The organism is Pedobacter frigiditerrae, assembly GCF_032678705.1.
Taxonomy (GTDB): Bacteria; Bacteroidota; Bacteroidia; order Sphingobacteriales; family Sphingobacteriaceae; genus Pedobacter; species Pedobacter frigiditerrae_A.
Window position 1 is genome coordinate 2,219,781 of sequence record NZ_JAVTSS010000001.1, and the last position, 23,236, is coordinate 2,243,016.

30 protein-coding genes are annotated in these 23,236 nt (G+C 33.7%); 21 read left to right on the top strand and 9 right to left on the bottom strand.

What is annotated here, in order from left to right:
- Positions 1–2 precede the first annotated feature (2 nt).
- The 3 genes from R2Q59_RS08685 (at position 3) to R2Q59_RS08695 (ending at position 1,875) form a co-directional block, all read left to right on the top strand.
- Positions 3–1,088 (top strand): hybrid sensor histidine kinase/response regulator, encoded by a 1,086-nt coding sequence (locus R2Q59_RS08685; RefSeq protein WP_316785199.1) that lies wholly within the window; start codon positions 3–5, stop codon positions 1,086–1,088.
- 31 nt (positions 1,089–1,119) lie between these two features.
- Positions 1,120–1,512, top strand: coding sequence for a response regulator (locus R2Q59_RS08690; protein ID WP_316785201.1), 393 nt, complete (start codon positions 1,120–1,122; stop codon positions 1,510–1,512).
- Between the two features lie 75 nt (positions 1,513–1,587).
- A complete protein-coding gene (locus R2Q59_RS08695) occupies positions 1,588–1,875 on the top strand; it encodes a hypothetical protein (protein ID WP_316785203.1) in 288 nt (95 codons plus the stop codon).
- A gap of 121 nt (positions 1,876–1,996) precedes the next feature.
- On the opposite strand, the gene R2Q59_RS08700 is transcribed toward R2Q59_RS08695, so the two are convergent.
- The 4 genes from R2Q59_RS08700 to R2Q59_RS08715 form a co-directional block, all read right to left on the bottom strand.
- A complete protein-coding gene (locus R2Q59_RS08700) occupies positions 1,997–2,860 on the bottom strand; it encodes a flagellar motor protein MotB (protein WP_316767893.1) in 864 nt (287 codons plus the stop codon).
- Positions 2,861–2,927: 67 nt separating this feature from the next.
- Positions 2,928–4,028: a hypothetical protein gene (locus R2Q59_RS08705; RefSeq protein ID WP_316785205.1), complete on the bottom strand. Its 1,101-nt coding sequence runs from the start codon at positions 4,026–4,028 to the stop codon at positions 2,928–2,930.
- A complete protein-coding gene (locus R2Q59_RS08710) occupies positions 4,012–5,118 on the bottom strand; it encodes a hypothetical protein (RefSeq protein ID WP_316785206.1) in 1,107 nt (368 codons plus the stop codon). Before R2Q59_RS08710 ends, R2Q59_RS08705 begins: the two co-directional genes overlap by 17 nt.
- A 44-nt stretch (positions 5,119–5,162) precedes the next feature.
- Positions 5,163–5,558: a DUF1573 domain-containing protein gene (locus R2Q59_RS08715; protein ID WP_316767898.1), complete on the bottom strand. Its 396-nt coding sequence runs from the start codon at positions 5,556–5,558 to the stop codon at positions 5,163–5,165.
- Positions 5,559–5,765: 207 nt separating this feature from the next.
- Between R2Q59_RS08715 and R2Q59_RS08720 the strand changes: the two genes are divergently transcribed.
- Entirely contained in the window at positions 5,766–6,143 is a 378-nt protein-coding gene (locus tag R2Q59_RS08720) for a hypothetical protein (RefSeq protein WP_316767900.1), read from the top strand.
- A gap of 92 nt (positions 6,144–6,235) precedes the next feature.
- On the opposite strand, the gene R2Q59_RS08725 is transcribed toward R2Q59_RS08720, so the two are convergent.
- Entirely contained in the window at positions 6,236–6,421 is a 186-nt protein-coding gene (locus R2Q59_RS08725) for a hypothetical protein (protein ID WP_316785208.1), read from the bottom strand.
- Positions 6,422–6,711: 290 nt separating this feature from the next.
- Positions 6,712–8,418: an FAD/NAD(P)-binding protein gene (locus R2Q59_RS08730; RefSeq protein WP_316785210.1), complete on the bottom strand. Its 1,707-nt coding sequence runs from the start codon at positions 8,416–8,418 to the stop codon at positions 6,712–6,714.
- A 132-nt stretch (positions 8,419–8,550) separates the two neighbouring features.
- On the opposite strand from R2Q59_RS08730, the gene R2Q59_RS08735 reads away from it, so the two are divergent.
- Entirely contained in the window at positions 8,551–10,008 is a 1,458-nt protein-coding gene (locus R2Q59_RS08735; protein ID WP_316785212.1) for an SDR family oxidoreductase, read from the top strand.
- A gap of 11 nt (positions 10,009–10,019) precedes the next feature.
- Here R2Q59_RS08735 and R2Q59_RS08740 read toward each other — a convergent pair whose 3' ends face one another.
- Both R2Q59_RS08740 and R2Q59_RS08745 read right to left on the bottom strand, forming a co-directional pair.
- Positions 10,020–10,331, bottom strand: a complete 312-nt coding sequence (locus R2Q59_RS08740; RefSeq protein ID WP_316785214.1) for a hypothetical protein — start codon at positions 10,329–10,331, stop codon at positions 10,020–10,022.
- 267 nt (positions 10,332–10,598) lie between these two features.
- Positions 10,599–11,369, bottom strand: coding sequence for a DUF1080 domain-containing protein (locus R2Q59_RS08745; protein WP_316767907.1), 771 nt, complete (start codon positions 11,367–11,369; stop codon positions 10,599–10,601).
- A 196-nt stretch (positions 11,370–11,565) separates the two neighbouring features.
- Between R2Q59_RS08745 and R2Q59_RS08750 the strand changes: the two genes are divergently transcribed.
- The 14 genes from R2Q59_RS08750 (at position 11,566) to R2Q59_RS08815 (ending at position 20,935) form a co-directional block, all read left to right on the top strand.
- Positions 11,566–11,928 carry a response regulator gene (locus R2Q59_RS08750; RefSeq protein WP_316785215.1) on the top strand — a complete coding sequence of 121 codons (363 nt, stop codon included), beginning with the start codon at positions 11,566–11,568 and terminating at the stop codon, positions 11,926–11,928.
- A 61-nt stretch (positions 11,929–11,989) separates the two neighbouring features.
- Positions 11,990–12,886, top strand: coding sequence for a MerR family transcriptional regulator (locus R2Q59_RS08755; RefSeq protein WP_316785216.1), 897 nt, complete (start codon positions 11,990–11,992; stop codon positions 12,884–12,886).
- A complete protein-coding gene (locus R2Q59_RS08760) occupies positions 12,879–14,378 on the top strand; it encodes a phytoene desaturase family protein (protein ID WP_316767912.1) in 1,500 nt (499 codons plus the stop codon). The genes R2Q59_RS08755 and R2Q59_RS08760 overlap by 8 nt, the downstream gene beginning before the upstream one ends.
- Complete coding sequence (locus R2Q59_RS08765; RefSeq protein WP_316785217.1) at positions 14,375–15,211, top strand: phytoene/squalene synthase family protein; 837 nt, start codon at positions 14,375–14,377, stop codon at positions 15,209–15,211. Before R2Q59_RS08760 ends, R2Q59_RS08765 begins: the two co-directional genes overlap by 4 nt.
- Positions 15,208–15,723 carry a hypothetical protein gene (locus R2Q59_RS08770; protein WP_316767914.1) on the top strand — a complete coding sequence of 172 codons (516 nt, stop codon included), beginning with the start codon at positions 15,208–15,210 and terminating at the stop codon, positions 15,721–15,723. Before R2Q59_RS08765 ends, R2Q59_RS08770 begins: the two co-directional genes overlap by 4 nt.
- Positions 15,708–16,247 (top strand): isopentenyl-diphosphate Delta-isomerase, encoded by a 540-nt coding sequence (gene idi / locus R2Q59_RS08775; RefSeq protein WP_316767916.1) that lies wholly within the window; start codon positions 15,708–15,710, stop codon positions 16,245–16,247. The genes R2Q59_RS08770 and idi overlap by 16 nt, the downstream gene beginning before the upstream one ends.
- A complete protein-coding gene (locus R2Q59_RS08780) occupies positions 16,231–16,701 on the top strand; it encodes a sterol desaturase family protein (RefSeq protein ID WP_316785218.1) in 471 nt (156 codons plus the stop codon). The genes idi and R2Q59_RS08780 overlap by 17 nt, the downstream gene beginning before the upstream one ends.
- Positions 16,698–17,396, top strand: coding sequence for a lycopene cyclase domain-containing protein (locus tag R2Q59_RS08785; protein ID WP_316767921.1), 699 nt, complete (start codon positions 16,698–16,700; stop codon positions 17,394–17,396). The genes R2Q59_RS08780 and R2Q59_RS08785 overlap by 4 nt, the downstream gene beginning before the upstream one ends.
- 95 nt (positions 17,397–17,491) lie before the next feature.
- Entirely contained in the window at positions 17,492–18,025 is a 534-nt protein-coding gene (locus R2Q59_RS08790) for a GrpB family protein (protein WP_316785219.1), read from the top strand.
- A gap of 17 nt (positions 18,026–18,042) precedes the next feature.
- Complete coding sequence (locus R2Q59_RS08795; protein WP_316785220.1) at positions 18,043–18,468, top strand: DUF1801 domain-containing protein; 426 nt, start codon at positions 18,043–18,045, stop codon at positions 18,466–18,468.
- 1 nt (position 18,469) lies between these two features.
- A complete protein-coding gene (locus R2Q59_RS08800; RefSeq protein WP_316785221.1) occupies positions 18,470–18,997 on the top strand; it encodes a GNAT family N-acetyltransferase in 528 nt (175 codons plus the stop codon).
- Between the two features lie 10 nt (positions 18,998–19,007).
- Complete coding sequence (locus R2Q59_RS08805) at positions 19,008–19,487, top strand: GyrI-like domain-containing protein (RefSeq protein ID WP_316785222.1); 480 nt, start codon at positions 19,008–19,010, stop codon at positions 19,485–19,487.
- A gap of 604 nt (positions 19,488–20,091) precedes the next feature.
- Entirely contained in the window at positions 20,092–20,622 is a 531-nt protein-coding gene (locus R2Q59_RS08810; protein WP_316785223.1) for a hypothetical protein, read from the top strand.
- Between the two features lie 61 nt (positions 20,623–20,683).
- Positions 20,684–20,935, top strand: coding sequence for a hypothetical protein (locus tag R2Q59_RS08815; RefSeq protein WP_316785224.1), 252 nt, complete (start codon positions 20,684–20,686; stop codon positions 20,933–20,935).
- 44 nt (positions 20,936–20,979) lie between these two features.
- Here R2Q59_RS08815 and R2Q59_RS08820 read toward each other — a convergent pair whose 3' ends face one another.
- Complete coding sequence (locus R2Q59_RS08820; protein ID WP_316785225.1) at positions 20,980–21,678, bottom strand: hypothetical protein; 699 nt, start codon at positions 21,676–21,678, stop codon at positions 20,980–20,982.
- A 173-nt stretch (positions 21,679–21,851) separates the two neighbouring features.
- Here R2Q59_RS08820 and R2Q59_RS08825 point away from each other — a divergent pair, with 173 nt between their 5' ends.
- The gene (locus R2Q59_RS08825) at positions 21,852–22,502 is read left to right on the top strand and encodes a cytochrome b/b6 domain-containing protein (protein ID WP_316785226.1); all 651 of its coding nucleotides are present in this window, start codon (positions 21,852–21,854) and stop codon (positions 22,500–22,502) included.
- A complete protein-coding gene (locus R2Q59_RS08830; RefSeq protein ID WP_316785227.1) occupies positions 22,495–23,205 on the top strand; it encodes a VIT1/CCC1 transporter family protein in 711 nt (236 codons plus the stop codon). The genes R2Q59_RS08825 and R2Q59_RS08830 overlap by 8 nt, the downstream gene beginning before the upstream one ends.
- The last annotated feature ends 31 nt before the right edge of the window (positions 23,206–23,236 follow it).

Here is a 23,236-nt window from a genome sequence, read left to right on the forward strand (position 1 = left end):
CAATGCCAACAAGAAACCAAAGTGTAAGAATTTTATACATAGATGATGAAGAAAACAACCTACAAGCATTTAAGGCAAGTTTTAGGCGTCAGTATGAAATTTATACTGCTATTTCTGCTGCTGAAGGTTTAAAGATATTGCAAAATGTAGATTTGCACGTGATCCTTGCTGATCAGAAAATGCCAAAAACAACTGGTGTAGAGTTTTTTAAAAGTATCTCAGAAACTTACCCTGACCCAATTAGAATTCTTTTAACTGGCTATACCGATATAGATGCACTAGCTGATGCGATTAACCATGGTGATATTTACAGATACATTCAAAAACCATGGAATGATATGGAATTGCATAACTCTATCAAAAATGCTTACGATGCCTATAGAGCAAAAGTAGATCTACGCAATAAAATAGCCGAATTAGAAAAAACGAATAATGAATTAAATAGGTTTATTTATAGCATATCCCACGAATTAAGAGCGCCTTTAGTTTCTGTAATAGGCATTGTTAATTTAGTTAAAATGGAGGGCCTATATAATTCTAGCGGTGAATATTGGAGTTTAATAGAATCCTGCTCTAATAAACTAGATTATTATATCCAAAAAACACTTCAATATTATAAAAACAATAAAAATAATACCGATGCCACTGAGGTAGATTTTAAAACATTAATATCAGAACTTGTAGATGTTTATTCTTATACAGACAGAGATACTCAGTTTACCATCAATGTAGATCAAAAAATTCCTTTTATTGGCGATTTATTTAGAATAGAAGTTATACTAGGCAACTTAATTTCAAATGCGATTAAATACCAAAAAGTAACCGAGGAAAACAAAAAAGTAAATATTGAAGTAGATGTAAACCAAGACTTTGCCCACATTAGCATTAGCGATAATGGGATGGGTATTTTAAACGAACACTTGGAAAAAATATTTACTCAATTTTTCAAGAGCAAAGTACATCATGGCAGCGGATTAGGTTTATTTATTGTAAAAGAAGCTTTAAATAAAATTGATGGTCGAATTTCAGTAAGTTCAGACCTAGATAAAGGAACAACATTTAAGATAACCATTCCAAATAATAAGTAGCAGTTATCATCTATAAAAGAATCAATAAGTAATGTTAAACAAGACAAATAAGGTTATGCTGATCGATGACAATGAAATCGATTTAAAAATTAATGCAAAGCTGATTAGTTTGTTTAAGCTTTTTGATGAAACTATCATTTGCCAGTCTGCAGAAGATGCATTAGATTACCTTAATAAACATTCAAATGAGACAGAAAAACTACCAAGTTTTATTCTTTTAGATATCCAAATGCCAGATATGGATGGTTTTGATTTTCTAGAGCAATACAAAAACTTAAGCAAGACTTTTACCGACAAATGCACAGTAGCCATGCTGTCTTCAACTCTAGATTTTGGAGATATTCAGCGAGCCGAAGCCAACCCGTATGTGGTTAAATTATTAAAAAAACCTCTTTCCTTACCAGAATTAACTCAACTGGTTTAATTTTTATTTCTTCTTTTTTGGTAAAAACTTTTAATTAAGCGTTTTGTTATTATACTGAACCTAAAATTAACCAAGATGGAAACCAATGAAAATATTGCAGGCTTAGGAAAAAATCACGACAAAGCCGCTCACGAACATGATATCGCTAAAAAACAAAGCGAAGCACAACCAGCTGCAGAAAACCTAGACATGATGCCCCATAGTGTCAATAAAGACGGCAATAAAGATTTTAAAGAAAATGCCGATACCGATAAAGTTGCCAACGTGCATAATGAAGCTGCAGAATATGCTCAAAAAGAACACGAAAAGGCCGACAACTGGGAAAACACGAATGAGAGTGGACCTAATAAGCCGACGTTTTAATCAAAAGCAGAACAAACATAAATTTAATAAAAGCCTAAAAACAAAAGCCCCGACAATGTCGAGGCTTTTTCATTAGAGGCATTCTTTAGAAAAGAATTCCTTAATATTAACGGTTAGTTCACTAAGGTTTAGTTTCAGCTGGTGCTTTACCAATTAACTCCATGAACTGATCTAACTTCGGTGTAATGATAATCTGTGTACGTCTATTTTTAGCTTTACCAGCTTCATTGTCATTAGCGACCAAAGGATTGTATTCTCCACGCCCTCCTGCTGTTAAACGTTTAGGATCTACCTTATAGGTCGTCTGCAAAGCTTGAACCACTGAAGAGGCTCTTAAAGCACTTAAATCCCAGTTATTTCTAATGTTAGGTTTAGAGATAGGCACATTGTCTGTATTACCTTCAATCAACACATCATAGTTACTATAGTCTGAAATAATTTTAGCAATCTTACCTAGGGTAGCGCCTGCTTTGTCTGAAATTTCATAACTACCAGATTTGTACAACATATTATCAGATAAGGAAATGTAAACCACTCCTTTTAGAACTTGTACATCAACATCGCTCATTTCTTGCTGACTTAAAGAACGAGTCAAATTATTGGTTAAAACCATATTCAACGAATCGCTTTTATTTTTGGCATTTACTAATTGCTGAATGTATTTATTAGAACTGTTAATCTCATCAACCAATTTAGAAATGTTAACATTTCCTTGGCTACTTGAATTTAAACATTTGTTTAAAGCGGCCTGTAATGCTACGGCATTAGCTTTTTCTGCAGCAATTTGCTCTTCTAAACTTTTAATTCTAATTTTTCCGCCAGATGCGTCACTTTCACTAGCTTGTAAACGCTGATTGAGTTGTTCGTTACTCTGTTGTAGTTTAGTATTGGTAGACTGCAGCTCGGCGAATTTTTTGTTACTCACACAGCCTGTAGCCATCATACCGACTAAACAAACTGAGGGTATTAATATTGATAATTTCATAATCTTTAAATTTTTAAGTTTCTAAAAGACTATGTTATAACAACCAATAGGAGTTAAAGTTTTTTATTTAATGCTCCGCTTTAAAACTCAGGTAAGTAAATTTTTTATTTTGCTGTTTGTTTTTCCTCACATCCCTATCAAAAACACGGTTTAAATTATTGGCAGCTAAATCTTCCAATCGGTTATTTATTTTGAGTTGATAAATACCTTTTTGCCAATTTTGCTCTGGTGTAAATACCCAAGCATCATCCGCATTGACAATAACTTTCCCTTTAACCTTTTTACCTTTTCCATCCAATACTTCAATAGATTCTAATAACAGGTAATGATCTAAGTATTCTTTGGTGTTGATATTCAATGTTGATCTTGTATCAGGAATGGGCTGGCTAATTAACCAATTATTTACATTCGGAATTTGATCATCCCTTTCTCCTGCAATAAACTCTTTTTTATAATCGGTTTTAAGTTTTAATCCTTGATGGTCTTTCCATCTTTGTGAAATAACCAATTGGTAAGTTTGATCGGTTTTTAATGGATTGCCCAATTTCTGATTTAAAGTTAAATCCCGTTTTACACGGCCAGGATCTAACCAAACAGTCAATACCTTACCAGTAGTATCCCAAAGCTCGGGTTGCAAATTTAGAAACACATTGTGCATGGTATCTCCTTTTTTAGCTAGCAAAGCGATATAATTTAAAGATTCACCAGTACGCATTGGTTTTGAAAACTCAATATAAATCTTCAATAGATTTTCTGGAATCGTATCTATATCAGGGTAGATTTTGACAATTTCTGGTGAATTGTTTTTGGGAGCAGGAACTTGAATAGAACCAATCAGTTTTTCATTATCATAAATCTGATATTGAAAACCAAAGGTTAAAGGAATTAGTGGTTTAAAAAGAATGAAACTATCTTGATCCTTAAAAACCCCTAGAATTGAAGTTTTAGTGTTAGCATTTTGATCAATAACTTTTAAGTCATTAATCGTACCTTTAATCAATCCTTTTGGTATTTGAATACCTACTGGGAATTGGTTTTCATAAACAATGCTGAGCTTATTTTCGCCATTTTTACAAGCTGCAAAAAAGGCTAATAAAAAAAAGACCAGGCTATATTTGAAACATAACCTGGTCTTTTTAACATGTATTGAATTAAATATTTTTACCATCCGAAGTCCAAAGATCTAAATCTCCATTGGCTTTTTTCTGTATCACTACTGCTCTAGTATCGTCCAATTTATCTAATTGCATTACTTTTTCATAAGGCAAAGCGGTAAAGTTAACACCAGCAGTTGTAGCAACCTTTGAGGTTAATGAACCTTCAAATTTTTGAATTTCCTCATGACTAACTTTTGCCGCGGGGCGACGATCATTAGCCATTACCAAAAAGTCTTTATTGTCAGTTTTTAACCAAATCATATCTGCAGGAGTATTCTGATTACCCATTTCTGCGATTGTTCTTCCTTTAGCACTAGCACCTGGTTTTAAATCATCCATTGCAAAAAGAACTAAAGGTGTACAAGTATAACTTGCTACCACATACTCTTTGCCTGCAATTTTGGTAACAGAGAACGTACGGATTGGGGAAGTTGTTTCGTATCTGCCATGAGCACCATGATACATTTCTAAAGACGATTCATCTTCTTGTTTACCTGTAAAAGGAAAACCTATACTCCTAAAAGATGAGCTAAATTCTTTATTGCTTAAACCACTTACCATTAATTTACCATTATAGTAACCAAGGTCAGATATTGAAGAAACCCTTAATGGTCTGCCTCTTTGATCTTTCGCATCTGCTGCAGCAACGTTATTTAATTCAATAGATGAGAATTTCACATCTTTTAATGAAACAGGTTTAATCTCATTGTCTGCATTAAGCGTTAGCAGAAGTGGTGTACCATCTGCACTTTTTACTGCAATGTATAATTTCTTAGAAATAGGGTTGACTGCAATATCAGTAATGTTGATGTTTTCTTTAGCAGTACCTAAGGCCTCAGCGATTTTCACATCAATGTTTTTTAGCTCGAATGCTTTAGCAGTGTTTACCTTCTTAGTGTCTTTGGTATCTACAGCAAAAACCGCAGCACTTTGAGAATCACCAATAAACAATACCCCATTCGGACCAAAAGTTAATGCCGTAATTGATTTAATTTCTGGTGTACCAACAGCTAAATTATAAGGATTATCTGCTTTGCGAGTACCTGCAAACAATAAAACACCAGCTACTAAAGCTGCTAGAAATAGATAAGATTTTTTCATAATTATTATTTTAATAAATCAATTAGGCATCAGCCGATGCTTTTTTATTTTGAAGTTACCGAAGCAACTACCTCACCTTTGATGTATACTTTTTTAATAGCTTCAGTAGCATTAGACCTGATGGTAGTTTCTTTTGTAAACTGACCAATAGCAGCTGCGTTATAAGTTAATGTAATAGAACCAGTAGCTCCTTTTTTAATTGGAGTTTTTGTAAACTCAGCAACGGTACAGCCACAAGTAGGCTCAACTGCACTAAGAATTAATGGTTTATCGCCAACGTTTGTAAATTTTAAAGTTGCAGTAACTGGAGTACCTTGTTTTACCTTACCAAAATCGTAAGTCTCTTTTTCAAATTTAAATTGTGGTTCAGTATCAACATTCATTGATGTTAATGCAGTAAAACCTAGTACTACCGCAAAAAGGAGGATTAATTTTTTCATAATTTTATAATTCTTAATCGAATATACATAAAAAGTAATTTCGCTAGTACTTTGATTATAAAACTTTTGTAAAAAGTATGTTGTAACATCTGTTGTTTGTCATTCAGAGCAACGCAAAGAATCTATTCGATAATTCTTATTTTTAAATTCATCTGAAGTCGGAATGACAAACTATTTTTATCCTAAATTTGAAAAACAAATCACCTCATGCATATTGATCACGCTACTATTCGCACTAATCACCTAAAAGAAACAAGAGATTTTATGGTTTCAGTATTTGATTTAGTTGAAGGCGAAAGACCAGAAACCATTGCGGCTTTAGTAGATGGTTATTGGCTGTATTGGAATGAATCGCCTTTAGTACATATCATCAAAAGTCCAGTAGGCACAGAAGATGTGACAAATAACTCAACTGAAGCGATAGATCATTTTGCTTTAATAATGGAAGATTACGATGCTTTTAAACAAAAATTAATAACAATGGAAATCCCTTTTAAATTAATGGATGTGCCAGAATTAAAAATTAAACGCATCTTTTTGCATACGCCCCAAAACATATTGATAGAAACTATATTTAGAGATTGAGGCAAAGTATATTGAAAATAAGGTTGTTTGTCATTCAGAGCAAAGCAGCCTGTCCCGACTTCTTCGGGAAAGGATCTATTTTGCAAATATTTTTATTTCCGCATATCTTTTTTAGCATACCCTTTCCAATAAAACTTACCATCCTTGCCTCCTTCCCAAACATCGCTAACTGCTTGTTTTTTAAAAGGAATTTCTTTTTCAATTGAAATCAATGCTTTTGCAACTCGCCTAAAACGCTTATTCCATTGTCTCTTCATCAGCTTTTCAGATGTAGCCATGGTATAACCGAAGATTGGAGTCTTTCTTTTGGAGCGTGATATAATACGAAGAAAACATTTAAATTCAGTAATAATTTTAAGGATTGTCAGGCTGAGCGTAGTCGAAGCTCAGCTAAAGTCTTCGACTATAGTTAGACAGACCAATATCTATTTTTTCTATCTACCAAGATAACAAAAAAGCGGGAACAATTCATCCGCCTTGCCCTCGCTTTATTTACTTAACCTATAATATATACGGTTATAAAAGCTAAATATTATCTATATTCTTTAATTGTTTAAGTATTTGTTACTTAGACACTTTTAATAATTCTAGCCGAGGCTTCTTCAGAAAAATCTAGCCCAGAATAATCTGGATTAAATCCGCCAATATAAGGTACGGCCATCATAAAAATCCGATCATTAAAAGCCCCATATTCGTCAACCACATTAAAATTATCATTAATGGCTATGCCTGGTACTTTTAAGTAATAATCGCCAGTTTCGGTTAATTCTACCGCTTCTTCATTGTCAAAATTAGCGGCTTCTCCTTCTTGTTTAGATTTAAACTTCAATTTAGCCGGACTAATCGTTCCTTCAGCTACCAAACTTTTAAAAGGAAACTGATGATAGTTTAAATGAGGCTGACCAACACAATCGATAAAAGTTTGGTAATAAACTGATTCAGACTTTCCATTTTCAGCTTGGTAATGATAAATAATACCTCCATTTTCTTTCACCTCAATTTCGCTATCAACTCCAACAGCAATTAAATCTAATACACCAGCCTTGTGCAAAGCCAATAATTCTCTACATGAAGTTTGAGGCACAAAAGCTATTACAATGGAAATAAGCGGCATTAATATTTTTTGTAAACGTAACATATCCTCGGCGGCTAAATATTTTGCTGGATAATTCATAGCAAAACTTAACATGGCCAACAACTCTTTCCAATAAACTGATTGTTTACGTTTAATAGATTTTTCCGCTTCCAAGTATTCTGCCCTTAGCAACTGAAAAGGATCTAGTCGTTCCCTCAAGTCCATTAAAAAATCCACAAAAACTTCCAACTTCATTTCAGCAATTTGGCTGTAAAATTCAGGGTCTTTTGTTTTAATGATTTCCTTAAAATCCTTTTCAAAAATATAATCTAAGGAAATAAAACCATTGTTATCTTCTCTATGTGCTTGTATTTCTTCTTTGCTTAACAGCGATTTACCAGAAAGCCGAGGGTCTTCTAAATGAAACCTAACCGCAGGTAACATTCCATTTTTAGAATGCATGATCAATTTAAAACCTTCACTTTTTTTATTTAGAACGTAAACTAATTCATCATTTTTATCCCATTCAAACCTTCCATTTTTTCTACTTAAGGTCCTAATGGCATCAATAGCCGTTAATGAAGAACCCTTAATAGCCACAGGATGATTAATTTGAAGTGATATTTTTGATGGAGGATAAGGAGAATCAAAATAACCATCAGTTTTTCCTTCATACTTTTTAGGCCAATTATGCCCCGTACATACAATTACTTGATCAAAAGTAAAGGTGTCATCATTGGCTAACTTTACTTTAACTTTTTGTTCTTCTGGTAAGTCAACAATGTCGATTACCTCTACCCCCAAATAAATATTAGTTTTAAGTCCTTGTTTATCGGCCATTTGCTTCAAAAGATCAAATTGGGCAAAAAGATATTTACCAAAAAACAATCGTGGTAAAACCCTGTATTCATTAAAGTTTTCAGGATCGATGTTAAATTGAGCTAAATAATCAATAGGCAATGTTTTTACCCAGTCTGTAATGTGGCAAACAATGGTAGGAATTTCATTATCAGAAACATTGGTGATGTGTTCGTAATTAGCACCTTCTGCACTATATGGCATCCCAGAACCAAGCTGTTGTTTTCTTTCAAAAATGGAAATCTCTATATCATCTCTCCTAGCTTCTACAAACCTTTTATACATAAAAAGTGCGCTGGGTCCGCCACCTAATATCGCAATGCGTTTCTTTAGTTTATCCATTCTTGAGCAAATTAATTTAGATGTAGCTGCTAATTTCTTCTCTAAAACCAAAAATTTGTTAAATGGTTTCAACAAACTATCGAAACATCCTAAACAACTTGGTGTTTCGTATATAGCTTAATAAATTCAACAATGAAGATACTCTTAACAGGTGCAAATGGCTATATAGGGACTAGGTTATTGCCTATCCTTTTAGAACAGGGTAATGAAGTTGTTTGCATGGTTAGAGATAAACGCAGATTTGCAACTGAAAGCGAGTTTGGGCACCAAGTGAAAATAATTGATGGAGATTTGCTTAAGCCTGAATCTTTAGAAAACATACCAAAAGATATACAAATTGCCTATTATCTTGTTCATTCTATGTCTGGTAGTGGAGACTTTGCTGATTTAGAATTAAAATCTGCCCAAAATTTTGTTAGCGCCATACAAAAGACAAACTGTAAACAAATTATTTATTTAACTGGAATTGTTAACGATGAACAACTATCTAAGCATTTAAGCTCAAGACTAGCAGTTGAAGAAGAGTTGAAACAATCTGGCATAGCTTACACTATTTTACGAGCTGCCATTATTATTGGGTCTGGCTCTGCTTCCTTTGAAATTATTAGAGATTTAGCAGAAAAACTACCTGTTATGATTGCCCCCAAATGGGTAAGAACAAAATGCCAACCAATTGCCATTAGAGATGTTTTAGCTTATTTGAGCGAAGTAAGAGCAAATGAAAAAGCCTACAACCAAGTATTTGATATTGGTGGACCTGATATTTTAACTTACAAACAAATGCTGCTCCAATATGCAGAATCTAGGAATCTCAAAAGATGGATTATAACTGTCCCTGTTTTAACGCCTAAACTATCTTCCTTATGGCTTAATTTAGTAACCGCTGTTCCTTATTCTTTAGCCAGAAGTTTGGTTGACAGTATGAAGAATGAAGTAATTTGCCAAACCGATCACATTAAAAATGTGGTACCTAGAAAATGTTTAACCTATAAGGAAGCACTTAAATTAGCTTTTGAAAAAATAGAACAGAATTCAATAGTAAGTAGCTGGAAAGATGCATTAAATAGAGGTTACTTGGAAACTTCGTTTATGGATCAAATTAAAGTTCCACAAAACGGCACTTTAGAATATAAAGTTAAAATGCCATTTGAGCGCAAAGCGGAAGAAGTTTTCGAGAACATTTGGGGCATAGGTGGTAATAGAGGTTGGTATTATTTAGATTGGCTGTGGAGTTTACGGGGTTTTTTAGATAAATTGTTTGGAGGTGTAGGCACAAGACGCGGTCGCACAAGCAATACCAGTTTACAAGCTGGTGATGTATTGGACTTTTGGAGAGTTTTGTTAGCCGACCAGACTAATAAGAGATTATTGCTTTATGCAGAAATGAAAGTACCAGGCGAAGCTTGGTTAGAATTAAAAATCATCCAATTTCACGACAAATCTTATTTATCTCAAATTGCCACCTTCAGACCAAACGGTTTGTGGGGCAGAATGTATTGGTATGCCATGTTCCCATTTCATTTGGTATTATTTAAGGGAATGGCTAAACAGATTACGCAGTATAAACCTGCCAGTAGGAAAATATTTTAATTTCTCATCCATTACAAAAAACAGTCGCATTCATCCTTTCCGCCTAAATCAATTATTTTTTTTAAAATTTCCTTGTCAGTACCGCGATAACGGACAGCTGATATGCAAGATACTGCTAAAGCATTAATAGCTCTTTCCGTTTCCTCTTCGCTTTCAGGTTGTTTCTTAAAATAACACCCAAATTCGCCCATTTCCATTAAGTCAGGTGCTTCCGCTTCTGGTGCACCACACAGTGTGCATGAGTCACACTGAACATAAAAGTCACCAAGGAACATTATTAGAATCTGGCGTGGTATTTTTTGCTTCAGATTTTTTAAAGTCACCAAGGAACATTATTAGAATCTGGTGTGGTATTTTTTGCTTCAGATTTTTTAAAAAGTCCGAAGATTTTTTCGAATAGATTCATATTTTTCTAGCAATCTGTTTCCTCCCAAGACCGAAAAGGTTTGTCATTCAGACTTGTTCCGATCCGATAGCTATCGGATTTACATCGGTAGCACAGCAGCCTGTCCCGACTTCTTCGGGAAAGAATCTATTTTGTGAATTTCACTCATAATTTCTCCAAAACTGGAATGACAAAGCTTAATTCACTACAACTCTCTTACCCAAATATTTCTAAAGCTAATTGGTTCGCTTGGATCGCCGTGAGATTGTAACTTAATTGGACTGGCACCATGAGCCTTTGAATAACTAGGTTTGCCTACATATACCGTTGGACCAGTTAATTCGAAGTTATTTTGCACCAACACACCATTAAATAAAACCGTAACTCTTGCTGCGCTTTTTAAAGTTCCATCCTGGTTAAATACCGGAGCAGTCCAAATTACATCATAAGTTTGCCATTCGCCTGGTTTTTTATTGGCATTTACCAAAGGTGTAGTTTGTTTGTAAACACTAGCCGCTTGTCCGTTTGTATAAGTTTTGTTATTATATGAATCCATGATCTGTACTTCATATCCCGCATCACCAGGGCCAATTGAGGCTAAAAACAAACCACTATTACCACGATTTTGTCCTGTTCCTGTTATGTTACTTGGAATTAACCATTCTAAATGCAACTGGTAATTATTAAATGCCTTTTTGGTTTCAATATTTCCAGTTTTTTTGTCAACTGTTACAATGCCATCTTTCACAATCCATTTAGCAGCTCCTTTATCGTTCACACTAACCCACTGATCTAAGTTTTTACCATCAAATAATATAATTGCATCAGATGGTGCTGCAGTATTTGTAGCCCCTGGCGTAACTACAACAGGTACTGGCGTATAAAATTCAGTGTCTTCGTGTTTTGCTTGCGCTTGTGCTTGCGTTGCAAAAAATGAGGTAGTTAATAAAGTAGTGATAAAGAAATAACGTTTCATGTTCTCGTATTTAAAAGCTGGTTCTATATTTAGTTTTTGAATAGCTAAATATCGTTTTTCTTATTGGATTATTTTAATCGGTTTAAAAAATTATAAAAATGTTGCTATAAATGTGGATAAATCAACAAAGTTGAAAACTACCTTAAACACTTGTCTATCATTTAGGTTAATGAAATGTACATCAAATATCAAGATTATGAAAAAGTGTATATATGTATTGGAAGACAATCCAGGTATTAGAGATATCATAGAATATTTATTAACTGAGGAAGACTATGAAGTATTTGCTTATGCCAACGCAAGCACATTTTGGAAACAGATGAACAACTTGATGCCCGATATGGTAATATTGGATGTGATGCTACCCGACGGAAATGGTTTAGAAATTTGCAATAAGTTAAAAAGCAATGCCAAAACCCACGACGTTCCTGTAATGCTGATGTCTGGAAATAATTATTTGAGCAAGGTAAAATCAAAATGTCCGGCAGACGAATACATCAATAAACCTTTTGATTTAAATGATTTTACCAATCGGATAGAAAGATATGTTCATAATTAATTTGAATTAAAACAATTTTACAAAATCTTTGTCTAGATTTATACCGTATATATCTAGACAAATGAAATTATCAATATCTAATTTAGAGCGGCTTTCTGGAATTCCAATTCACACTATAAGAATTTGGGAGCGTAGATACAATGCTTTAACGCCATCTCGTTCTAGTGGTAACACTCGGTCTTACACCGATTTAGACCTTAAAAGACTACTAGATATTTCTAGTTTAAATCAAGCTGGACTAAAAATTTCACAAGCCTGTGCCTTATCGCCCTTAGAAGTTGATGATTTCTTAAAAAAAGATATAGATAAAACCATTAATAGCAATATCCAATATGAGTTTTACATCAGTCAACTCCTAAAATTCGGAATAGCTTATAACGAACTATCATTTGCTGATTTATTAACTCAAGCTATTACAGAACATGGTGTAGAAGTTTCTTATCAGCAAATCATTTACCCATTATTACAGAGATTGGGTTTAATGTGGAGAAGGGATAACATTTGCCCTGCTCAAGAACATTTTATTTCTGGCATCATTCGCCAAAAATTAATGACTGCTATTGATAGCATTCCTTTAAAAATTCAGACAAAATCAACTTGGTTGTTATTTCTTCCTGAAGATGAAGCACACGAGATTCCGCTTCTTTTTGCTAGTTATCTATTACGTACATACGGATTTAAAGTTCTTTATCTAGGTGATCGAGTTCCGATAGAATCTTTAAAAGATGTAATGAAAAATTTTAAGGCAGAGCATTTGTTATTCTTTATGGTACGCCAAAGAACGATTGCAGATGCTAGAAGCTACATAGCAGCAATAGAAAATAATTTTAGTGATGTTAAAATTCATCTAGCAGGAAATGAAAAATTAATCAATAATCTTTCCTTAAATGACAGAATTAACCATTTCAGCTCTATCGAGGAATTTAAAAATCTATTAATCAATTTAAATCATGCCTAAGCAAAATATACTACCAAAAGTTGCTGTTATAGGATCTGGTTTCGCCGGACTTAGTGCAGCTGCGCATTTGGCAAAGGCTGGTTATTTGGTTGATGTTTATGAAAAAAATGATACCATTGGTGGTAGGGCAAGGCAGTTAAGAACAGACAATGGTTATGTTTTTGACATGGGTCCTAGTTGGTATTGGATGCCAGATGTGTTTGAAAAATTCTTTAACGAATTCGGATATAAACCAAGCGATTTCTACGAGCTGATAAAGCTAGATCCTGGGTTTTCCATTGTATTTGGACACAATGATATTGTTAACATTCCGGATAACCCAATTGCACTTGATGAAATTTTTGAATCGATAGAAAAAGGCAGTTCGAAACAACTCGCAACCTTTATGAAGGAGGCAGAATACAAATACAATGTGGGTATGAAAAAATTGGTTTACAAGCCAGGCCTCTCATTCACAGAATTTATTGATTCAGACATCATAACAGGCGTATTTAAACTCCAACTTTTTCAATCTTTTAGTGAACACGTTAAAAAATATTTTAAACATCCGAAGCTTATTGCCTTAATGGAGTTTCCTATTTTGTTTTTGGGCGCAACTGCGAAAAACACGCCTGCTTTGTACAGTTTAATGAATTATGCGGGCTTGAAGCTTGGCACTTGGTATCCAAAGGGCGGTTTTGCTGCTGTAATAGACGCAATGAAAAAAGTAGCCGAAAGACAAGGCGTTAACTTTTACATCAATGAACCAATTTTAAAAATCAATATCATCAATAAAAATGCCTCACAAGTTATATTGGTTAATAAAAAAGCAAGAGAATACGATGCGATTGTAGCCGCAGCAGATTATCACCATGTGGAAAATGTTTTACTAGGTGATGATTACAGAAACTACGATGAAAAATATTGGGACAAACGATTATTGGCGCCATCTAGCCTGATTTTCTACTTAGGTGTAACCAAAAAAATAAGTAAGCTCGATCACCATAATTTGTTTTTTGATGAAGATTTAAAAGTTCATGAAGATGAAATATATCAAAATCCGCAATGGCCTAGCAAACCGCTATTTTACGTTTGCTGTACTTCTAAGACTGATGCTAAGGTTGCCCCCGAAGGCCACGAAAACATTTTTATACTCATGCCGCTCGCCACTGGCTTAACAGACACAGAAGAGTTAAGGGAGCAGTACTTCGATATGATCATGGAGAGGTTAGAAAAACACACTTCAGAATCTATTAGACCACATATAGACTATAAAAAAAGCTACTGCATAAATGACTTTGTTAAAGATTACAATTCTTACAAAGGCAATGCATACGGTTTAGCCAATACATTAATGCAAACCGCAAACCTTAAACCATCTATTAAAAATAAAAAGCTCAATAATTTATTTTATGCCGGACAGCTTACGGTTCCTGGACCAGGAGTTCCTCCTTCCATTATCTCTGGAAAAGTGGCTGCCTTACAAATCAGAAACTACATCAATAACTCATGAAAGCCATTTTTGACAATTTATCTGCCGAATGCAGTAAGTTAACTACCCTTCGTTATAGCACAAGTTTTTCATTAGGAATTTACTTTCTCAATAAAAAGCTAAGGCAGCCTATTTACGCTATTTACGGCTTTGTTCGCTTAGCTGATGAAATAGTAGATAGTTTCCATGATTACGACAAAGATTTTCTCCTTAAAAAATTCAAGAATGACTGTTACGAAGCAATAGACCAAGGAATTAGTTTAAATCCAATATTAAATTCATTTCAACAAGTAGTTAATGAATATGAAATTGATAGGGAACTAATTGATTTATTTCTGCAGAGCATGGAGATGGACTTAAATTACCAAACTTATTCTTCAGATAAGTACGACCAATATATTTTAGGATCTGCCCAAGTAGTTGGCTTAATGTGCTTAAGGGTTTTTACAGATAAGAATACACCAGACTATGAGCGGCTGAAAGATTCAGCAATGATGTTGGGCTCCGCTTTTCAAAAGGTTAATTTTTTGAGAGACATTAATGCGGATTACAATTTGTTGAACAGAACTTATTTTCCAAACGTTAACTTATCGCAGTTTAGTAATGTAGAGAAAAAACAAATTGAAGAAGACATAGAAAGCGAATTTAAGGCAGCGTTGCAAGGCATTAAGCAGTTACCAAAACCAGCCAAGAGCGGTGTTTATTTAGCCTACATTTATTATTTAGAGCTTTTTAAGAAGATCAAGAGAACATCTGCAGAAAAAGTAATGAATAAGAGAATTAGAATTTCTAATGGACATAAATTTGGCTTAATGTGCGATTCGTTGATTCGTTATAAGATGAACGTGTTATGAAATTTTTGCTCATTACATTTTTGATGATTAGCCCTTGTAAAATGAATGCAGAGGAAATAGAAATAGTAGCTTTGCGAAAACTTTATTATGAAGCTGCAACGAGCAAAGCTTCTTCAATAAAATTGACAAGTATGCTAACAAAGGTGAATGAGCAATCTAAGGCTTTGTTGATTTGCTATAAAGGTGCAGCACAAATGATGGAGGCAAAGTATGCGTTTAGTCCTATTACCAAATTTAGCAAGTTCAATAAAGGCAAAGTAGCAATTGAAAAAGCAATATTAAAGGACCCAAAACAGATTGAGATTAGGTTTATTAGATTTTCCATACAAACAAATCTTCCGTTCTTTTTGGGTTATAACGAAGCTATCAAAACGGATAAAGAAATGCTCATCAACTCAATAAATAAAATTGAAGATGATAATTTGAAGCAAAATATCGTTAACTATTTGTTAACCTCAAAATATTGTACAAGTGATGAAATTAAAAGGATAAAAAATTGGCAGAAAACGTAATACTTGTCGACAAAAACGACAATCAAATTGGATTAATGCCTAAAATGCAAGCACACATTGAAGGCCAATTACATCGTGCCTTTTCTGTTTTTATTTTTAATAGCAAAGGCGAATTATTATTACAGCAAAGGGCATTAGACAAATATCACTCAGGTGGTAAATGGACAAATACCTGTTGCAGTCATCCCCGATTGGGAGAAAGCAATTTAGCTGCAGCGAATAGAAGGCTTAAAGAAGAAATGGGAATAAGTTGCACCTTATATTATGGTTTTAATTTCATTTACAAAGCTGATGTAAATGAAGGCATTTTAGAGCACGAGTTTGACCATGTTTATTTTGGAATTAGTGATGCTCTACCCCAAATTAATAAAGACGAAGTATCTTCTTATAGGTTTGCATCTCTGGAAGATTTAAAAGTAGACATCAATAAAAATCCAGATTTATACACAGAATGGTTAAAAATTTGTTTTGATAAAGTATTAAAATTCTATCCTCAATTATTTATTAATGGCAACGTTGATTAACATTGGAATTGTAATAGGCACTTTCTTAGCGATGGAGGGTGTTGCTTGGCTAACGCATAAATACATCATGCATGGTGTATTTTGGTTTTTGCATAAGGACCATCATCAAAAAGATCATGACGATTTTTTAGAACGTAATGATTTCTTTTTCTTGATTTTTGCCATTCCAGGTATTGTTTGCTTAGCACTAGGTAATTTTTATGATTATCGAATAGCGCTTTACATTGGTATCGGCATTACCTTATATGGTTTTTGCTATTTTTTGGTTCACGATATATTTATCCACCAACGTTTTAAAATATTTAGGAATACCGATAACTGGTATTTTAAGGCGATTAGACGAGCGCACAAAATGCACCATAAACATATCAATAAACAAGATGGAGAATGTTTCGGAATGCTTTGGGTTCCTTTTAAGTATTTCTTAGAGAGCAAAAAAACTAAGACAATATGAAATACACCTATTTATTGATTGATTTTTTCACCATTATCATTCCATTTATATTTTCATTTCATCCCAAATTAAAGTTCCACCAAACTTGGAAATCTTTTTTTCCAGCTGTAATTTTAACAGGAATTATCTTTATTGCTTGGGATATTTATTTCACTAAGATTGGGGTATGGGGCTTTAATCCTACGTATACAGTCGGATTAAAAATCAGTAATTTACCTGTAGAGGAAATTCTCTTTTTCCTTTGTATTCCCTACTCCTGTGTATTCACTTATCATTGCCTTAATCTATTATTAAACCTTAACATTAATCAAAAAACGGAAACCATACTTTCTATTTTATTTATGATTTTAGGCCTATCTGTTGGTTTTATCTTTTTAGATAAAATATATACCTCGGTTACTGCCTTTGGATTTTTCGCCCTAATAATCGCCACTAAATATATTTTAAAGGTAAACTGGCTAGGTAAATTTTATTTCGTTTACCTCATTCTATTAATTCCTTTTTTAATAGTTAATGGTTTACTAACCGGAACTGGTTTAGATGCACCAGTGGTTTGGTATAACAACACAGAAATTATTGGCATTAGAATACTCACCATCCCAATAGAAGATATTTTTTATGGGATGGATTTAATTTTATTGAATTTAATAATTTACCTGAGTTTAGAAGGTAAATCAAGACGCCAACATCTATAAGTTTCTTTTTATTATTTGATTTACTCCAATGTCTATATCAAATTAAGATAGCTATTACATATATTTAGGTGTTGTGCATCATTTCATAAAATAGAATGCTAATTGAAAAATATACACCAAATTGGATAAAGATTTTTACCGACATCAAGCTTAAAATTGATGAGGGACTTCACGGAATTGATTATAGCATTGAACATATTGGAAGCACTGCTGTACCAAATTTAGATTCTAAAGCAATAATCGATATCGACATTATCTATTCAATTGAAGCAGATTGGTATAAAATAAAAGCAGGTTTAGCAGCAATAGGATATGACCATCACGGAAACCAAGGAATTGAAGACCGTGATGTTTTTAAAAGGAATGGAAAATGGATATGTGAAACTTTAGATACCATCAAACATCATCTTTATGTTTGTCCAATTAACAGTAAGGCATTAGAAAGGCATATTTTATCTAGAGATTTTTTAAGGAAGAATGATTGGGCAAGATTAGCCTATCAACAAATGAAATATGAATTGGCAGAGAAAGCCTATCAGGATAAAAAACTATATGCTGAATTGAAAGAACTAAATGTTAATGATTTTATCGATTCGATTATAGAAAAAGAACGCACAACATCTGTTTAGCAATAAATTAAGATTTTATGAATGTAGAAGAACAAATAAAAGATTATATCGATAGTCAGCCTGAGGCAAAACGCAATGACCTAGATGCCTTGCACCATCATATTTTAAATACCTTACCAGCATGTAAATTATGGTTCTTAGATGGAAAAGACAGTGAAGGTAAAGTTGTTTCTAATCCTAATATTGGATATGGATTTCAAACCATGAAATATGCTGATGGTAAAACCAGAGACTTTTATCAAATTGGATTGAGTGCAAATACGACTGGGATCTCTGTTTATATCTTAGGCATTGCCGATAAAAAATTCTTGGCCGAAATGTATGGAAAACAGCTAGGTAAGGCCAGTGTAACAGGTTATTGTATTAAGTTTAAAAAATTAAATGACATCAACCTAGATATCCTTGAGGCAGCAATCCGTTATGGAGTTGAGCAAAGTCTTTAATATGTTAAATAAAAATTTCAACACCTTCCCTATTTTAAAAACTGAAAGACTTATAATCAGGCAATTAGAAATTGGTGATGAACAGGAAATTTTCACCCTGCGTTCTGACGATGAAATCAATAAATACCTAGATAGGCCAATAAGCCATACGCTTGAAGAGGCAAGGAATTTTATAATCAAGATTAACGAGTATGTTCTTAATAATGATGCCTTATACTGGGCCCTAACTTTAGGAGACGATAACACATTGGTTGGCACAATTTGTCTTTATGGCTTTTCAGATGAAAATTTGAGCTGTGAAATTGGATATGAACTTTTAACAAACTTTCAAGGGCAAGGCATCATGCAGGAAGCTGCAAAAGAAGTCATCTATTACGCATTCAACACCATTAAAGTGCAAAAAATTGAAGCTTCCCTTCATAAAGACAACCAGTGTTCTATACAGCTGTTGGATAAGCTTTCGTTTAAGAAAATAGAGAAAGCTGATGATACAAATCCGCAATTAGTAAGTTATTATTTGAAGCGTTGAATTGATAAACATGACACCAAGAATTGAAACATTAAGCGAAAAGAAATTAGTCGGAATGCGACTAACAATGAGCTTTGCCGACTATAAAATTGCTGAACTTTGGCGAAGCTTCTTGCCGAGGCGAAAGGAAATCATCAACAATTTGACAGATGATTTAATTTCATTGGTTGTTTATAAATCAGATCATTTTACAGACTTTAGTCCAACCAACCAATTTGAAAGATGGGCAGCTGTTGAAGTTATAGACCTTGAAAATGTGCCCATAGGAATGGAATCTTTCGTTCTACCAAGTGGGCTTTACGCTGTTTTTAACTACAAAGGCTTGAATACCGACCCATCCATCTTCCAATATATTTTAGGAACTTGGTTGCCAAATTCTAACTATATTTTAGACAACCGACCACATTTTGAAGTTTTAGGCGAGAAATACAAAAACAACGACCCAACATCAGAAGAAGAAATTTGGATACCCATAAAAACGAAATTATAACATTATGCGAACTGAGGATTTATTAAAACAAGTAGCATTCATCAAAGAGGTTGACAAGTTAAATTACATCCAAGGAAAGACTAAATTGTTCAATAGCGACAGGCACGAAAATGATGCTGAACATTTTGACATTTAGCCATGATGACAATTGTATTCAGCGACGAGATATCTGTGGGGGTTATTCCAAAAGTGGCCACCTCTTTTTTTGCAAAGTGGCCACATCTTTCGCTCCAAAGTGTGCACTGCATTTCGCCTGAAAGTGTTCAGTTGGCTGATTTTAAGGCGTTTTAAGACTGTGATGATGTCTTCTGTACTCATCGTTCGCTACGCCTATTGAAAATAATTCCTGGCCTGTCCAAGGCCTAAAAAAGACAGTTCTTTTCTTGTGTCAGCTCACCTATATATATTACTGTAATCTGAAGTTGGTTTTGGCGTGATTCTGGGCTTTTGCGGAGCAAAAGCGCCCTGTTGGGAAATGCTGGATCTGGGATCAGGCTGCTTGGTGCTGCTGCAGATGGAAAGGTCCTAAAAAGAAAAAGCCCTTATCGGGCTGGACAGTTTGGAACGAAACAGGGTGGATACTTTTACTGAAATACACAATAATATGACCAAGGCAATTTACATATTCACATTAACTATGCTTTTCACCGCTTGCGGACAGGCAAATCGAAAATCGGAAAAGCAAGAAAGCATTAAAATAGCTGATACAACCTCATTCACAACTAAAACAACCCAACCAACGGCTGGACTTACAAAACTTGACAGCATTGATAAAGTAAATAATGAAAGTGTTGTTGCTTCTGGAGACAATGTTACTAGAGCTTTTGTTCCTCTGAAATACAAAGACAGTACAATTTACTTAACAGCGAATATTCGAAAAGACCATAGAGTCTTTGGTTACACAAAACCCAATATCAAATCAGAACGATTGTTACTTTTATCTGTGTTTACAAATGATGTTGAAAATAATCCATTTAGATGTAAGCTTGGCGCATATTACGACACAGGTGGAATGGAAGAATTAAAATTAAAATACATCTCGACAACTGGAAATTTCGTTAAAGCAACAGCGACTGACAAGACAAACAAATCGACAACTGTTTACTTTCAAAAGAAATGGATAAATTTAGAGTAATGACTACAGCAATATAATGGGTGTAATGAGAAATTTTATAATACAATAATTACAATAACAAATGACAAAAAAACCACTATCAGAATTAACAGATCAAGAGCTGTTACAAGAAGCAAAAAAAAGAAAATCAACTACCATAATCGATGCGGCATTAATTGGATTTTTAATAGGGGTTGTGTTTTATAGCGTAGTGAAAAGCAGCTTTGGACTTTTGATGCTCATTCCTATATTTCTCGCTTATAAGTTGATCAATAAACCAAAATACGACAACAAAGAATTAGAAGCCCTTTTAAAAGAGCGGAATTTGAAATAACATTATAGCTTTTTTCTACAAAGCTATAATGTTAAAATCTGTAATTATTGTTTAGTAATGCTAATGCCTGCTACAGAACTAAGTCTTGCCGTTAATTTCTCATAAAGTGCTCTATTAGTTGTACTATTTACTACAATTTTATTATCAGCACCAATTCTTGTAGTTTGACCAAAATCACTAGCAACCAAACCTTTAACTAAAGCATTTAGCTCTAAAGTAACCTTAGCAATATAAACTCCTTTATCTACTTCCAACCTGGCAACTTCAAGGCTAATTAGTTTAGATTGATTTAATTGAACTATTACTGGAATTTTTGTACCAGAAGCTTCTGTATAAGTTCCAGTTAATATGAAAGGTGGGTTAGTTGCCGACTCGGTCATTGTAAGTTTAAACTGGATTTTCTCATACACACCGGCTTTCAAATCAATTTTACCTGAAAGCGAATCTGGCTTTAATGCATTAACATTGGTAAAATTTTGAACCACTACAGCTGTATTTGTACCTGTATGACTGGCGCTAAATTCTATTTTACTAACATTAACACTTACCCCTGTCCAATTGATACTGCCATTTGTTCCGGCAGCTACAACTACCCCACTTGCGCTTGCTGTTGTGCTTAATGTGGAACTTAAATTGATTGCATTAAAGCTATATTTTAATGAGGTTTCTGTTGTTGTTGTGTCTTTTGCACAACTTGCAAAAAGTAATGCAATTACCGAGAGTTTTAATAAAGATCTTTTCATACTGATTTGGTTAGTTTTTGGTTATTAGAAAGTTACAGTTAATAAATGTAATTTTCAAATCTGTAGAAAAACTGAAGTTGAAAATTATAAAATAAAACGCTAGGGTAACTTCAGAATATCTTCAGACTTCAATGTTAATTTTATGGAATTAGGTAATAAGCAAACCATTTTAAATGAAGGCTCTAAAAAATGTAACCAAAAAAAATTCGGGAAATATAAGATTGTGGCATTGGTTAAATGCGATTATCATTAGTGGATCTTTATTAACTGTACTTGTAAATTCTACCATATTCGATAAAAAAGATAATACTGATTTTATTACCAACGAGCTTAAAAATGCAGGTGCAGTTGTATCGAGTGCACAGGCAAGAGAAGTAGCGCATAGCTTTGAAGATAAAATTTGGGATTTACATGTTTATCTAGGCTATTTTTTGATTGCACTATTTCTTTATCGATTGTGTTTAGAAATGTTTCAACGCACAGACCAAAAATTTTATAATAAATTAAAAAGTACGTTTCAACTTTACTTCAGCGTTAAGAGAAAAACTCCAGCAAATAAAAAAGACTTATTTATCAAGCTTTTGTATATGATGTTTTATGCTTTAATATTCGTTATGGCTATTACTGGTATGTCTATTAAATTTGATGAAGAGTTTGGGATATCAAAGTCAGTTAGTCATTCTATAAAAGAAATCCATGGATTTGTGATGTATTTAATTATAGCATTTATCGTAACACACATTATAGGTGTATTCATAGCAGAAAGAAAGGACCAAAAGGGTATTGTATCTGATATGATAAATGGAGGAGAAATAAATGAATAATCCAGAAAAACGACTTGAACACCATCACGAAAAACATTTAAAAAGCTCTGATTTTATTACTGATGTGGTAATAGGAATGAGTGATGGTTTAACTGTGCCATTTGCATTGGCAGCTGGGTTAAGCAGCGCTGTTAGTAGCAACACAATTATTATAACTGCCGGAATTGCTGAAATTGTTGCTGGCTGCATAGCTATGGGATTAGGAGGTTATTTGGCAGGCAAAACAGAACAAGAACATTACCAAAGCGAATTGAAGAGAGAATATGATGAAGTTGAAAGAGTTCCTGAAATGGAAATAGAAGAGGTAAAAGAAGTGTTCGCAGCATATGGCATCAGCAAAGAAGGACAAGATATGTTGGCGAAAGAATTGGCCTTAGACAAAACAAAGTGGGTAAATTTTATGATGAAATTTGAATTAGGTTTAGAACAGCCTAATGCAAATAGAGCCAGAAACTCTGCTCTTACCATTGGAATTGCATATTTCATTGGTGGCTTGCTTCCCTTATCTGCTTATTTTTTCACAAAAACCCCAGAAGAAGGTTTAGTTATCTCTGCAATTTTCACCACCATTTGTCTTTTCGTTTTTGGTTATTTTAAAAGCAAAGTAACAGGTCAAGCACCTTTTAAAGGCGCATTAAAAGTTACAATGATAGGATTAGTTGCAGCCGCTGCAGCATTTGGTATAGCAAAGTTGGTTGGCTAATTATTTTATTAAAAATTATACCTATTTATTT